Here is a 14925-nt window from a genome sequence, read left to right as displayed (position 1 = left end):
CGAACAGGACCGTGAAACAACTTTGCGCCGATGATAGTGCTGCAACCAGTGTGAAAGTAGGTTATTGTCAGGCTTGTTATTCGAAAAAACCCCAATCGGTAATCCGGTTGGGGTTTTTTTACGTCTGGGGATTTGGCAAACCACGTTGACTCGTAGGTCGGATTAGGCCCTTCGGGCCGTAATCCGACAACATTGTTGGCTCAAACCCCACAATATTGTTGGCACCTGCGGTGTTGTCGGATTACGCGCTGCGCGCTAATCCGACCTACGCGTTAAGCTTAGAACTCCTCCCACTCATCTTCCCCTGCAGGCTTTTTCACCGTCTTCGCTTTGGGCTGTGGCGCTGCCACGGCTTTCGGTGGTTTGCCTGCGGGGCGCGGGGAAGCTGGCAGTACTTTTGCAACCTTGACCGGTGCAACCGGCGGCAAACTGGCCATTGTCGTACTGGCGCCACTGATCTGGAACTGTCCCACCAGCGCCACCAGCGTGGCGGCCTGTTCCTTCAGGCTTTCTGCCGCGGCGGCCGCCTGTTCGACCAGTGCTGCATTTTGCTGGGTCACGCCGTCCATCTGTCCGATGGCCTGGGTGACCTGGCCGATGCCGCTGCTTTGCTCGGCGCTGGCTGATGCGATCTCGGCAACGATATCGTCAACCCGGCGCACGCTGGCAACGACTTCCGCCATGGTGGCGCCGGCGTTTTGCACTAGGGCGCTGCCGCGCGTTACCTGATCGACCGAATTGCCGATCAGCTCCTTGATCTCCTTGGCGGCACTGGCGCTGCGATGCGCGAGATTGCGTACCTCGGTGGCCACCACCGCAAAGCCGCGCCCCTGTTCACCGGCGCGCGCCGCTTCCACCGCTGCATTGAGTGCCAGGATATTGGTCTGGAAGGCAATTCCGTCGATCACGGCAATAATATCGACTACTTTGCTGGACGAGTCGTTGATAGCGGCCATGGTATCGACCACTTCGGCCACCACCGCGCCGCCTTTTGCCGCCACCTCCGATGCGCTCGACGCCAGCTGGCGCGCCTGGGCTGCGTTGTCGGAATTTTGCCGCACGGTGCCGGTCAGTTCTTCCATCGAAGCGGCGGTTTCTTCCAGTGAGCTGGCCTGCTGTTCGGTGCGTGCCGACAGATCGGCATTGCCCTGGCTGATCTCGGCGCTGGCGGTGGCCACGCTGGCCGAGCTGTCGCGCACGCGCGCCATCACATCTTCGATCTTGCTGACAAACTGGTTGAAGCCCTGGCCGATGACGGCCAATTCATCGCCGCCCTTGGCCGCCAGGCGCTGGGTGAGATCGGCGTTGCCGCTCGATAGCTGGGTCATGGTATGGGCCAGTTCGCGCAGCGGCCGGGTCTGGCGTCGCAAGGTGGCGACCATCACAAACGCAGCGATCACCGCGCACAGGGCCGACACGATCACGGTATACATCAATAGCTGACGGGCCGCCGCCGTGGCCACGCTTTTCGGGAAAGACAGGCGTACGGCCCATGGTGCGATGTCTTCATGCAGTCGCAGCGGCTGGATCAGCGAGACCATGCCGTCGGCTTCGTATTCATGGCTTTTGCCCGAGCGAATGGCCTCTAGCGCGTCAGCCGGCAAGTCGTCGGCGCGCTTGCCGTTACGTGCAGCGTCGGGATTGCTGGCATACATGCCGCCGTTGGAAATGAGCGACAGCTTGCCGCCTTCGAGCGTGCGCATGGCTGCCAGGATGTCGGTCAGTTTGGTGAGCTGGAAGTCGCCGGTAACCACGCCGCGCGATTTGCCATCGACGATGATCGGCGCGACCAGCGAGGACATCAGCACTTCCTTGCCATTGACCGGATAGCCGTAAGGTTCGCTGAAAAAGCGCTTGCCCGATTTGAGTGGCACGTCGTACCAGTCGTTGGCGCCTGGTGCATTGCTAAATTCAATGGCCGTGACATTGTAGCCACCGGCCGGATTGTTGGTGTAATAGGGCATATAGCGGCCGCTGGCGTCATAGGCCGGCCCCTTGCCGGCAAACTCGGCGTCGCGCTCGTCGAACTTCCCCGGTTCCATGGCGATCGATGTGCCGATCAGGTCGCTTGAGCTGCGCAGCGTGGCCTGGTTGATGGCGTTGGCCTGGTCGCGGCTCAGGGGCTGGCCTGCCGCCAGTGTCGATTGCACCGTGCCGGCCACCATGGACACTGCGCCCAGGTTGCCGATGATACGGGTCTTGGTTGCTTCGGCCGCCGCCAGTGCCGCCGTGCGGGCCAGTTCCATGGACGCGCCCTGTGCGCTGTCGCGGGTGCGAATGCCGGTGACGGTGGCCGTAATGGCTAGGCTCAGGATGACTAGCGCGCTGGCATTGAGGCAGATACGGGTGTTCAGGGAAAGCGTACTCAAGGCTTGCATATGACTGCTCCAGACGAATAAACAAATGCGTGATCGTTGCCGCGAGTCAGTCCGGCGTGAGCCGAATTTGATTCCGCTTTGCAAGATCGTAACTGTTTATCCATGGCGGCACAGTAAATTTCAGTTATATGCAGCCGTCTTACAACAGCAGCCGAATGGCGTGGTTATTTTCGCCCGCAGTGCTCCCATTCCAGGGAGAAACGTGCCAGGTATTTTTTCAGGCGGTCCGCATCGTTGGGGCGGGCCTTGGCTGCGCGCGAGACGGCGTACAGCTTGCGCCCGGCGTCGGACAAGCTGTCAGACTGCCGGCATATCTGCAGCACGCTGCGCAACTGCAGTGCATCGAACAGATCGAGGCCGGCCGCAGCTTCTGCGCCCATCACGGTATCGAGGTCGACTTCGCCGTGTTCATCGGCGACATGATGGCGCCACTGGCGCTGCAGCCGGCCAATTTCCTCATTCACGCATTCGATGCCGATGCGGCCGGCCTCCGACAGCGTGGCCAGGCGTGTAACGGCCGCCGACAGGTCGCGGAAATTGCCGCTCCAGGCGGCGGCGGGCGAGATGGCAAACTGCATGAAACGTGCGCGTGCTTCCGTATTGAAGCGCACGCGTTCGCCCGTTTCGGCGCCGTATTGCGCCAGCAGGAAGTCGAGATTGGGCTCGATATCTTCCGCCCGTTGCGCCAGGCCCGGCAGCTCATAGGTCCACAGATTGATGCGCGCATACAGGTCTTCGCGAAAGCGACCGGCAGCGACTTCCCTGGCCAGGTCGCGGTTGGTACCGGCAATCAGCTGGAAGTCGCTGTGCACTTCGGCGTCGGCGCCGACCGGGAAAAAGCGCTTTTCCTCGATCGCCTTGAGCAGCATGGCCTGTTCGTCGAGCCCCAGTTCGCCTATTTCATCGAGAAACAGCAGTCCTTTGTGGGCGCTGCGCAGCAGGCCGGGCCGGTCGCTTCCCGCTCCGGTAAAGGCGCCCTTGATATGGCCGAACAGGGTCGAAGCAGCGCCGTCGCCATGCAGGGTGGCGCAATTGAGGTCGATGAATTTGCCGTCGATCTGGTGCCGTGATTTCTTCAATTCATACACGCGGCGCGCCAGGAAGGACTTGCCGGCGCCGGTCGGCCCCATCAGCAGCATCGGCGCCTTTGACTTGACGGCCACGCGCTCGATCTCGTCGATCATGGCGTTGAAGCGGGCGTTGCGGGTGGCGATGCCGGACTTCAGAAAGGCGACGCCAGCCTGCTGCTCGCGTACAAAGCGCTGTGCAATCTGGTCGTAGCGCGACAGGTCCAGGTCGATCAGCGCATAGTTGCCGGGATTGCCGGCCTGCTGGCGTTTCGGTGGCGAGGTCTGCAGCAGCTTGCCTGGAAAGTAGCGCGCTTCCGTCATCAGGAACAGGCAGATCTGCGCCACATGGCTGCCGGTGGTGATATGGATCCAGTACTCCTCGCGCTCGGGATCGAAGGGGTAGTGCTGCGCAAAGTCGTACAGCGCGCCATACACGCCTTCGAAATCCCAGGCGTCGTCGATCGGCAGGTCGTGCGTGCGCAATGCGGTTTCAGGCGACACGCTGGCGATGTCCTGGGCGACGCGCTGCACCAGGCTCTCGAAGCGCTTGCCGGTGTAGAGCAGCTCGTAGCGGTCGATGACCTGGTCATCATATTGCGTCAGCGCCACGCTTGGCCGCCACTTTTCCCAGCGCGCCGCGCCGCTGCCGTTATCGAGCTGCGTGCCGAGAAAGCCGATTACCACTGTTCGTTTGTTTTTCATATTTAGGATAAAAATTTATCTTAAAAGATAATCGTATCAGAATATTGAAATTCGATGAAAGCGCGATGAGATTTTTTTTCTTCGGCCAATCAATTACTTGCGTTCGCTTTATCGATTTTTCAAAAGCTGGCACGCCGCTTGCAATATAGAGGGAAGAAACGAGATAAAAGGAACGAGGAAAGCATGGCCAATACCCGGTTGTTTCAAAGCGCAAGCGCGCAATCCCGATTGCCAGCAGCAATGGCCGTCAATGTGGAAGGTGCGCCAGCCTATGCGCTGGCGCCGCGCCACCGGCTGGCGCAATACGCGGCCACCGGCTGCCTGAACTCTACGTACTATGCCAGCGCCGAAGCGCAACTGGCCACCGTACTGGAACTGTGCCAGGACATCGATCCGCAATTCATTGCGCAGACTGCCGTGTATTGCCGCGAACGCAGTCATATGAAAGACATGCCGGCGCTGCTGCTGGCGGTATTGGCGGCGCAGGGTGCGGCGCAGCTGGCGCCGGCGTTCAGTCGCGTGATCGACAACGGCAAGATGCTGCGCAACTTCGTGCAGATCCTGCGTTCCGGCGTGACCGGCCGCAAGTCGCTGGGCACGCGTCCGAAAAAGCTGGTGCAGGCCTGGCTTAACGCAGCTGATGAAAAGACCCTGCTGGCAGCTTGCGTCGGCACTGCGCCGTCGCTGGCCGATATCGTCAAGATGGTGCATCCGCAACCGCGCCAGGCCTGGCGCGCCGCGTTCTTTGCCTGGCTGGTCGGCAAGCCGCATGCAGCGGCATTGCCGCCGGCGCTGGCCGCATTCGAGGCCTGGAAGCGCGAGCGCAATCTTCCGCTGCCGCCAGTGCCATTCCAGATGCTGACGGCGCAACCACTGGACCGGGCAGCCTGGGTGCAGATTGCGCGCCAGGGCGGCTGGCAGATGCTGCGCATGAACCTCAATACCTTTGCACGCCATGGCGTGTTCGAGGTCGAGGGCATGGCCGAACTGGTCGCCGGAAAATTGTGCGATCCACAGGCAGTGGCGACGGCGCGCGTGATGCCGTACCAGCTGATGTCGGCCCTGCTGGCTGCCAGCGACGCCGTGCCGGCTGTGGTGCGCCAGGCGCTCGAACGGGCGCTGGAGCTGTCGCTGGTGCAGGTGCCGCAGATTGCAGGGCGCGTGGTGGTCTGCCCGGATGTATCGGGGTCGATGTCGTCGCCCGTCAGCGGCTACCGCGGCAGCGCCACTTCCAGCGTGCGCTGCATCGATGTGGCGGCGCTGATCGCGGCGGCCATGTTGCGCAGCAATCGCCAGGCAACCGTACTGCCGTTCGAGCAGGGCGTGGTGGCATGCAAGCTCGATGCCGACGCCAGCGTGATGGATAACGCGGCCAGGCTGGCCGCCATCGGTGGCGGCGGCACCAACTGCAGCGCGCCTTTGATGCGCCTGAACAGCACGAAGGCGCTGGCCGACCTGGTGATCTACGTGTCCGACAACGAATCGTGGATCGACGCCACGCGGGCCGGCGCCACCGCCACCATGGTGCAGTGGCAGCTGTTCAAGCAGCGCAATCCAGAGGCCAGGATGGTGTGCATCGATATTGCGCCGCATGCCACCACGCAGGCTGGCGAACGTGACGATATTTTGAATGTCGGCGGTTTTTCCGACGATGTTTTCAGGCTGATCGCCACGTTTGCGGCCGGGCAGTTGCAGCCTGCCCACTGGGTAGGCGAAATAGAAGCAATCGCGCTGTCGGAGCATTGACAAGCCGGATGCGCTCCAGGCAGTACGCATGAATGCGGACAGGGCTACATGTCAAGTGTCTTGTCCATTACTGGTCATGCAACGTTATAGCAGGCAGTACCCCGAATGCAGACAGGATTACATCGTTTAGCCGCGTCAGACCGGCCTGGCGCCAGCTCACTGTCGTCAGAAATCTTGTCACCCCTGGTCGGGCCCATGATCTTGAAATGAGAAGAAGAGAACAGCCATGAAAAATGAGCAAATCGAAGTGATGCATAGCGAAGGCAGCCGTCCCGTCAAGATGTGGACCCACGGTGTGCCGGTCGAAGAAGCGGCGCGCAAGCAGCTGCGCAATACGGCCACGCTGCCGTTTATCTACAAGCATATTGCCGTGATGCCCGATGTGCATCTGGGTAAAGGCTCGACCATCGGCAGCGTGATTCCCACGCTGGGCGCGGTGATCCCGGCCGCGGTTGGCGTCGATATCGGTTGCGGCATGATGGCCGCCAAGACGACCCTCAATGCAAACGACCTGCCCGACAACCTGGGCCCTTTGCGCAGCGCCATCGAGCGCGCTATCCCGCACGGCATGTCGCCCAAGACGCGCGGTCATCGCGGCCGTGACGAGGGTTCCTGGCATACGCCGCCGTCCGCCGTCGATGCGGCCTGGCTGCAGCTGAAAGATGAATTCGACGTGATCTGCCAGAAGACGCCACGTCTCAAAAACACCAACAATCATCGCCACCTGGGCACGCTGGGCGGCGGCAACCACTTCGTGGAAATCTGCCTCGATGAAGAAGGCGCCGTCTGGTTCATGCTCCATTCCGGTTCACGTGGCGTGGGCAACGCCATCGGCACGCACTTTATCGAGCTGGCCAAGCAGGATATGCGCACCCATTTCATTAATCTGCCCGACCAGGACCTGGCCTACCTGGCCGAAGGGACGCAGCACTACAATGATTACGTGGAGGCGGTCGGCTGGGCGCAGCGCTTTGCCCGCAACAACCGCGAAGTGATGATGCAGAACCTGATTGCGGCCGTGCGCACGATTATCGCCAAGCCGTTCCAGACGCATGTGGAAGCCGTCAACTGCCACCATAACTATGTGCAGAAGGAGCACCACTTCGGCAAGGACGTGCTGGTCACGCGCAAGGGCGCCGTATCGGCGCGCGAGGGCGAACTTGGCATTATTCCCGGCTCGATGGGGGCCAAGAGCTTTATCGTGCGCGGCAAGGGCAATGCCGAGAGCTTTCATAGCTGCAGCCATGGTGCCGGACGCACCATGAGCCGCACGGAAGCCAAGCGTCGCTTCAGCCTGGCCGACCAGGTGCGCGCCACCGAGGGCGTGGAATGCCGCAAGGACGCCAATGTGATCGACGAGATTCCGATGGCCTACAAGGATATCGATGCGGTGATGCTGGCCCAGCGCGAGCTGGTGGACGTGGTCCATGTGCTCAAGCAGGTCGTCTGCGTCAAGGGATAAGGGATAAGGGATAAGGGATAGAAAGAGAAGCACTATGATGGAAATTGATGGTTCCGAAGGCGAGGGCGGCGGACAGGTTTTGCGTTCGGCGCTGACGCTGTCGATGATCACGGGTCAGCCGTTCAGGCTGGCCAATATCCGCGCGCGACGGCCCAAGCCGGGCCTGCTGCGCCAGCATCTGGTGGCGGTGCAGGCGGCAGCGCAAGTATGTGGAGCACGCCTGTCGCCGGTGGCGCTGGGCGCGAGCATGCTCGAGTTCGTTCCCGGCAAAGTGCGCGGCGGCGATTACAGCTTTGCCATCGGCAGCGCCGGCAGCAGCACGCTGGTGTTGCAGACACTGATCCCGGCGCTGCTGCATGCCAATGCGCCGTCTACCGTGCAGATCACCGGCGGCACCCACAATCCGCTGGCGCCGCCCGTGCATTTTCTGCAGCGCGCTTACGGCCGCGTGCTGGCGCAGATGGGCGCGCAGATTGATATCGAGCAGTTGCGCTTCGGCTTTTATCCGGCCGGCGGCGGCGTCGTGCGCGCCAGCATACAGCCATGCGCGCGCCTGCAGCCGCTCGAACTGCTGCAGCGCGGCGAGCGGTGTGCCGGGTATGCAGAAGGTTTTGTGGCCGGTGTGCCGGGGCAGGTGGCGCGGCGCGAGCTGGCCGTGATCGGCTCGGGTATGGGCTGGACCGAAGAACAACTGCTCTGCAGGAGGCTGCCGGCAGACCAGGGCCCGGGTAATGTGCTGCTGCTGACGCTCGAGCACCAGCATGTGACGGAAGTGTTTGCTGCATTTGGCGAACGCGGGCTGACGGCCGAAGCCGTGGGCAAGCGCTTGCTGCAGGAAGTGCGCCAGTACCTGGTTTCAGGTGCGGCCGTGGGCGAACACCTGGCCGACCAGTTGCTGCTGCCGCTGGCGCTGGCTGGCAGCGGTGCCTTTACTGCCAGCAGCGTATCGCAGCATGCGCGCACCAATGCCGACATTATCGAGCGCTTCCTGCCGGTCACGATACGCTTCGAACAGCACGAGCATGACACTAAGCGCGCCGCCCTGTGCACAGTGGAAAGCCGCGTTTAAAACACATACTGCGCACTGGCGCCCAGCAGCCAGTTGCGTCCCGGTGCTGCTTCGTAATAGCGCTTGTTGGCGTCGCCCACGATCACCGATCCCACATAGCTGCGGTCGAGCAGGTTGTTCAGCCGCGCAAACTGCTTGAAGCGCCAGTTGCCCACGCTTTGTTTGGCGTTGATGCGGGCATTGAACACGGTGTAGCCGGGCGCTGGCTTTTCACGGTTGCTGTCTTCCGCGTAGACCTTGTTGCTGGCCACGCTTTCGAGCGCCGCGCCCAGGCGCTCCTGCGCATCGTTCCACGCCAGTTCGGCAAACAGATTGGCGCTCGGCACACCAGGCAGGCGGCTGCCTTTGGCGACTGCGCCAAACGCCTCGTCATACACCGCGTGCAGGCTGGAGACGGCCAAGCGCGTGGTAAAACCATACGGCAGGGTTGAATCGAGCGATATTTCAGCGCCCTGGCGCAGCGTTTTGCTGGCGTTCTTGTAGCTGGTGCGCCCACCGCTCGAGACATCGACCACCAGTTCGTCGTCGGTATGGATCTGGAATACGGCGGCGTTGAGACGCGTGTTGTGCGTGATGCGCGCCTTGACGCCGGCTTCCAGGTTGGTGCTGGTGGATGGCTTGAGATTGAAATTGAAGCCGCTGCCGGCGCCCGAGTAGAACAGTTCGTTGAGCGTTGGCGCTTCGAAGCCGCGCGCCGCGCTGACATAGCCATTGAGGTCGGGCGTGAACTGATACAGCAAGCCCAGCACCGGCGTGGTATGGCTCAATTCCATGCTGCCGCTGTCGTTGCCATTGGCCAGGTAACGATCGTCGACCGACACCTTCATCTTGCTGTGGCGCACGCCAGCGCTCAGCATCCACGGACCGCTTTGCCATTCCAGCTGCAGATACGGGTCGAGGCTGGAGACGATGTCCTGCTCATCGCGACGCAGCCGGCCTTTGACGCCGTAGTTGTCGCCGATAAAGTTTTCATAGCCGCTGCGGTTATCTTTGGAGCGCCCATAGTCGATACCGAAGGTAGTGTTGAGCTTGCCGCTAGCCAGTTGGTTGACATGCATCCAGTTGGCGTCGATGCCGTAAAAATCGCGCTGGAAGTCGACCACCCCGCCCGAATGGCTGGCTGGCGCCTGGAAGCCTTTGGTAAAGGCCTGGTACTGGATCACATCGCGGTTGCCGCCATAGGCGGTGATATGCAGACGGTCTTCGCCGAAGCGCTGTTCCCAGGTGGCGCCGATCTGCTGATGGTCGATGCTTTTGCGCGTGTTGTAGCGCTCGGCCAGCGTGCGTTTCGGGTTTTGCGTATCGGTCGCGTCGATTTCGCCGGCGCGCGGATTGCGTGCAAAGGTCGCCCACGTCGCGCCCAACGGGTCTTGCGTATTGCCCTGGTGCAGCGAGTTGGCAACGATGGTCAGCTTGCTGTCGTTTGTTGGTTTGACGGTGATCTTGCCAAATGCCTGCTCGCGCGTGGCGGCGCTATGGTCGCGAAAACCGTCAGTGCGAAAGCGCGAGGCGTCGAGCACATAGCCAATGGCGCCGGCCTGGCCTTGCGCACCGAGATCGATCTTGCTGGTGCCGTCGCTGCCGCCAGTCACGTTGAACTCGACCGACGGCGGGTTTTGGCCGTCCTTTGAAAACAGCTGGATCACGCCGCCCGAGTGGTTGCCGTAGATGGCGGAAAACGGGCCGCGCAGCACTTCGATGCGCTCGGCCGTGTCGAGATTGAAGGTGGCGGCCTGGCCCTGGCCGTCCGGCATGCTGGCGGGAATGCCGTCGCTGACCAGGCGCACGCCGCGCACGCCAAAGGCCGAACGGGCGCCGAAGCCGCGCGAGGAGATCTGCAGGTCCTGCGCATAGTTCTGGCGGTTCTGTACTACCAGCCCCGGCACACCAGCCAGCGCTTCGGAGGCATTGACGCGGATCTGGCCGTCCTCGATGCGCGCGCGGTCTACCACATCGACGGAAGCGGGCAAATCAAAGCTCGGATGGGCGACGCGCGTGGCACTGACCACGACCACCTCGGCCACCGGCAAGGTGGCGCCTTGCGCTTCGGCAGCTGTCAGCGGCAGCGGGCTGGTCAGGGCAAACAGGGCGGCAACGGCGTTGAGACGGCTGGGGAACTGCTGCATGAAGACTCCATTCGCTTGCGGCGGGTTTTTGTTATTCGCATCATAAATTAGCCGTCGACATCGTGCAGGCTGTGCAGTGTGGCCGCTGTACTGTTCAGATTTGGCACAGCCTGATACACCTTGTTGTTCAGTCATGGCACAGATGGAGGTCGCTTTACCCTTATTGACGTGGCAATGGCGCTGGCACGGCATTTGCAAAGCTATGGGTAGGCTTCCCTGACGGAAGCTTTGATTGCAGTGCCTATAAAAGAGAAAGAGGACGACATGAATCTGGCAGATATCAGCAAACTGGGCGTAGCCAATCCTTTCAAGCAACGCTATGACAACTACATCGGCGGCAAGTTCGTCGCGCCTGTCAAAGGCGAATACTTCGGCAATATCACGCCGATCACGGGCCAGGTATTTTGCGAAGTGGCGCGCTCCACCGCCGAAGACGTGGAGCTGGCGCTGGACGCCGCCCATGCCGCCAAAGAGGCTTGGGGCAAGACCTCGCAGACCGAGCGCGCCAATATCCTCAACAAGATTGCCGACCGCATGGAAGCGAACCTGGCGCTGATCGCCACTGCCGAAACCATCGACAACGGCAAGCCGATCCGCGAAACCACGGCCGCCGATATTCCACTGGCGATCGACCATTTCCGCTATTTTGCCGGCTGCATCCGCGCCCAGGAAGGCTCGGTCGCACAGATTGACGCGGAAACCTACGCCTACCATTTCCATGAGCCGCTAGGCGTGGTGGGCCAGATCATTCCATGGAATTTCCCTATCCTGATGGCGGTCTGGAAGCTGGCGCCGGCGCTGGCGGCAGGCAACTGCGTGGTGCTCAAGCCGGCCGAGCAGACGCCAGCCTCAATCATGGTGCTGGTTGAACTGATCGGCGACCTGCTGCCGCCGGGCGTGCTCAATATCGTCAATGGCTTTGGCCTGGAGGCGGGCAAGCCGCTGGCCTCGAACAAGCGCATTGCCAAGATCGCGTTTACCGGCGAAACCGGCACCGGCCGCCTGATCATGCAGTACGCAGCGCAAAACCTGATTCCCGTTACGCTGGAACTGGGCGGAAAGTCGCCCAATATCTTCTTTGCCGATGTGATGGACGCCGACGACGCTTTCTTTGACAAATGCCTGGAAGGCTTTGCCATGTTTGCGCTGAACCAAGGCGAGGTCTGCACCTGCCCGTCGCGCGTGCTGATCCAGGAATCGATCTATGAAGCCTTTATCGAGCGCGCGCTGAAACGCGTGGCCGCCATCAAGCAGGGCAATCCGCTCGATGCATCGACCATGTTGGGCGCGCAGGCGTCGCAGGAGCAGCTGGAAAAAATTCTCTCGTATATCGACATCGGCAGGCAGGAAGGCGCCGAAGTGCTGGCCGGCGGCGAGCGCAACACGCAGGGCGGCGATCTGAAAGACGGCTACTATGTGCGCCCGACGGTCTTCAAGGGCGACAACAGCATGCGCATCTTCCAGGAGGAGATTTTCGGGCCGGTGGTGTCGGTCACTACCTTCAAGGATGAAGCCGATGCGCTGCGCATTGCCAACGATACCTTGTATGGCCTGGGCGCCGGCCTGTGGACGCGCGACGGTTCGCGCGCCTTCCGTGTCGGGCGCGCCATCCAGGCTGGTCGCGTGTGGACCAATTGCTATCATCTGTATCCGGCGCATGCCGCGTTCGGCGGCTACAAGCAGTCGGGCATCGGCCGTGAAAACCACAAGATGATGCTCGACCACTACCAGCAGACCAAGAACTTGTTGGTCTCCTACAGCCCGAACGCGCTGGGCTTTTTCTAAGGAGCCATGATGACCATGCCGCGCGTTACGGCCACTGCGGCCGCCCTGGAGCTGATGGCTGCGCTGCGCGACCGGCATGGTCCGCTGATGTTCTTTCAGTCAGGCGGCTGCTGTGACGGCAGCACGCCGATGTGCTATCCGGCCGGAGAGTTCAATATCTCCGACACCGATGTCTGCCTTGGCAGCCTCGACGGCGCACCGTTCTACATGGGCGTCGAGCAATTTGCGTACTGGGAGCATACCCAGCTCATTATCGATGTGGTCGACGGCAACGGCGGCATGTTTTCGCTCGACAACGGCACCGGCCGGCGCTTCCTGACCCGCTCGCGCCTGTTTAACGATGAAGAGCTGGCGCAATTGCCGCCGCTGGGCGCCGTTACTGCAGGCCCTTGACTTTGCGATAAACGGTATTGCGCGACACGCCCAATGCGCGCGCCGTGGCCGACACATTGCCGCCATGCGCTTGCAGCGCCGCCGTGATCATGGATTGCTGCATGTCTTCGAGCTTGCCACCAGCTGATGGCAGATGCTCGCTGCTGGCGCTGGCATCCGGCGGCGGCGACTGCGCAATATCGTCGAGAAAGTCGTCGGGCATATGGCGCAGGCCGATTTCCTGTTCGCTGCCGGCCATCACGATGGCGGTACGCAGCAAATTGGTCAGCTGGCGCAGGTTGCCGGGCCAGCAATGCTGATGGAACAGCTTTTGCAGTTCGCTTGAAATGCGGTAGCGGCTGCTTTCGGCTTCGCTTGCCAGGATCTTGCGCACCACTGCATCGAGGTCGCTGCGTTCGCGCAGCGGCGGCAGCTTGACCACCAGGCCATTGAGCCGGTAGTACAGGTCTTCGCGGAACAGGCGCTGTGCCATGCGCTCGCGCAGGTTGTGGTTGGTGGCGCAGACCAGCTCGATGTCGACCGGGATCGACTTGTCGCTGCCGAGCGGCGTCACCATGCGTTCCTGCAGTACGCGTAGCAAGCGTGCCTGCAGGCTGACGGGCATATCGCCGATCTCGTCGAGAAACAGCGTGCCACCATTGGCCTGCAGTATCTTGCCGGTAGCGCCTTTCTTGCGGGCACCGGTAAAAGCGCCATCTTCATAGCCGAACAGTTCGGATTCGATCAACGTTTCCGGAATCGAAGCGCAGTTGACCGCCACAAACGGGCTGGCCGCGCGTGGCGAATCGTGATGGATGGCCTGCGCCAGAAGTTCCTTGCCGGTACCGGTTTCGCCCATGATCATGATGGGAATATCGTGCCCCAGTACGCGGCTGACCTTGTCGATCACCTGCTCGAGCTGCGCGTCACCGGTGCGCAGGTAGCGCAGGCCGGACAGGCGGCGCGCCTGCGGTGCTGCCGGTGGCGCTGGTCGCAGGGGCGGCTGGAAGACGCTGTTGCTTAGCCGCAGCTGGGCGCGGCCATGCACACGCACGCCGTTATGCATGCACAGGTTGAGCATGCCGGGAGCGGCAGTACGGTAATGTTCGTACAGCGCCGAGACGGGCAGGCCGAACAGTGAACTGAAAGAATGTGTTTGCAATCCCGACAAGGGCAGGCCAAGCTGGAACAGGCCGTTGCGGTTGGCAGCCAGGAAGCGCCCACCCGGGGTAAAGGAGGCGATGCCTTCCATCAGCGTGCCGACAAACTCGGGACGTGTATGGAAATGTAGCGTGATCGCCTCTTCAAAATTGGCCGCAAACAACTGGTTCTCGATCATCAGCGCCGACATGCGCACCAGCGCCATGGTGTGCTTGTGAAAGCTGCGGCGGTCGCCTGATACGTCGAGTACGCCGATCACATTGCCTTTATGGTCGGTGATGGGTGCAGCCGAGCAGGTCAGGAAATGGTTGGCCGCCAGATAATGCTGGTCGGCATGGACCAGCGCCGGAGATTTTTCGGCAATTGCCGTGCCGATCGCGTTCGTGCCTCTGCATGCTTCCGACCAGGCCGCGCCTGGCTTGAGGGCGACACGGTCGGCCTTGGCCAGAAAGTCGTCGTCGCCCAGCGAATGGACGATCACGCCGGCAGCATCGGTCAGTATGACCATATGATGGGTATCGACGATTTGCTGGTACAGCGTTTCCATCGCCGGCACAGCATGTGCGTGTAGCAAGCGGTTCTGTTCGATCAATACCGACAGGTCGCCGCGTGCCAGCGCAGTGAGCTCGGCAGACGATTCCGGCTGCAAGCCGTAGTTGATCGAGCGCCGATGCGAAGTCTCGATAATCGAACGCATATCGTCTGTCCAGGCAGACGCCGTAGTGGAACGGTACATGGTGCTCCCTTGGTCTCGGTTGGCCGCTGCTCTCATGGGCGCGGCTCGCTGGGCTTCCATAATGTAGCACCTGTCACGGGCGCGTGCAAAAACGCCAGGCAGTAGCAAAATAGGCCTTGCCGACTTTGCAGGCGTTTGCTATAGTTCTGTCCCTCGCAACGCAGTACATGCAAATGACTGTGAAGCGAGTGAAAAAAGAAGGTTGACGAAATAAGCGAAACGCTTCATACTCTTCCTTCTTCGCAGCTGACAAACACAACGCTTTGTCGATAGCGCGAAACAAGCTTTACCGAATACAGTTCTTTAACAATTAACAGT

At 61.4% G+C, this 14925-nt stretch carries 9 protein-coding genes; 5 read left to right on the top strand and 4 right to left on the bottom strand.

The genetic code is table 11. From position 1 onward, the window contains the following. Positions 1-278: 278 nt before the first annotated feature. Positions 279-2378: a methyl-accepting chemotaxis protein gene (locus tag GCM43_RS25300; protein WP_152248643.1), complete on the bottom strand. Its 2100-nt coding sequence runs from the start codon at positions 2376-2378 to the stop codon at positions 279-281. Between the two features lie 164 nt (positions 2379-2542). After that, positions 2543-4150: an RNA repair transcriptional activator RtcR gene (gene rtcR, locus GCM43_RS25295; RefSeq protein ID WP_152248642.1), complete on the bottom strand. Its 1608-nt coding sequence runs from the start codon at positions 4148-4150 to the stop codon at positions 2543-2545. 183 nt (positions 4151-4333) lie between these two features. Between rtcR and GCM43_RS25290 the strand changes: the two genes are divergently transcribed. The 3 genes from GCM43_RS25290 (at position 4334) to rtcA (ending at position 8427) form a co-directional block, all read left to right on the top strand. Next, positions 4334-5896: a vWA domain-containing protein gene (locus GCM43_RS25290; RefSeq protein ID WP_152248641.1), complete on the top strand. Its 1563-nt coding sequence runs from the start codon at positions 4334-4336 to the stop codon at positions 5894-5896. A gap of 226 nt (positions 5897-6122) precedes the next feature. After that, positions 6123-7358, top strand: coding sequence for an RtcB family protein (locus tag GCM43_RS25285; RefSeq protein WP_152248640.1), 1236 nt, complete (start codon positions 6123-6125; stop codon positions 7356-7358). 34 nt (positions 7359-7392) lie between these two features. Beyond that, a complete protein-coding gene (gene rtcA, locus GCM43_RS25280) occupies positions 7393-8427 on the top strand; it encodes an RNA 3'-terminal phosphate cyclase (RefSeq protein WP_152248639.1) in 1035 nt (344 codons plus the stop codon). Here the strand turns inward: rtcA and GCM43_RS25275 are convergent. Then, on the bottom strand, positions 8424-10553 hold the full coding sequence (locus GCM43_RS25275) for a TonB-dependent receptor family protein (RefSeq protein ID WP_152248638.1): 2130 nt from the start codon (positions 10551-10553) through the stop codon (positions 8424-8426). The two genes, rtcA and GCM43_RS25275, sit on opposite strands and share 4 nt — an antisense overlap. Positions 10554-10817: 264 nt before the next feature. Here GCM43_RS25275 and adh point away from each other — a divergent pair, with 264 nt between their 5' ends. After that, the gene (gene adh, locus GCM43_RS25270) at positions 10818-12338 is read left to right on the top strand and encodes an aldehyde dehydrogenase (RefSeq protein WP_152248637.1); all 1521 of its coding nucleotides are present in this window, start codon (positions 10818-10820) and stop codon (positions 12336-12338) included. Positions 12339-12344: 6 nt separating this feature from the next. Continuing rightward, positions 12345-12731 (top strand): DUF779 domain-containing protein, encoded by a 387-nt coding sequence (locus GCM43_RS25265; protein WP_152248636.1) that lies wholly within the window; start codon positions 12345-12347, stop codon positions 12729-12731. Here the strand turns inward: GCM43_RS25265 and GCM43_RS25260 are convergent. Beyond that, positions 12715-14607 (bottom strand): sigma-54-dependent Fis family transcriptional regulator, encoded by a 1893-nt coding sequence (locus GCM43_RS25260; RefSeq protein WP_226929665.1) that lies wholly within the window; start codon positions 14605-14607, stop codon positions 12715-12717. The two genes, GCM43_RS25265 and GCM43_RS25260, sit on opposite strands and share 17 nt — an antisense overlap. Positions 14608-14925 lie beyond the last annotated feature (318 nt).

Origin of the sequence: Janthinobacterium aquaticum, assembly GCF_009208565.1 — a bacterium.
Taxonomy (GTDB): Bacteria; Pseudomonadota; Gammaproteobacteria; order Burkholderiales; family Burkholderiaceae_D; genus Janthinobacterium.
Note: the sequence above shows the minus strand (reverse complement) of the source record. Positions and strands in the feature narration are given on the sequence as shown.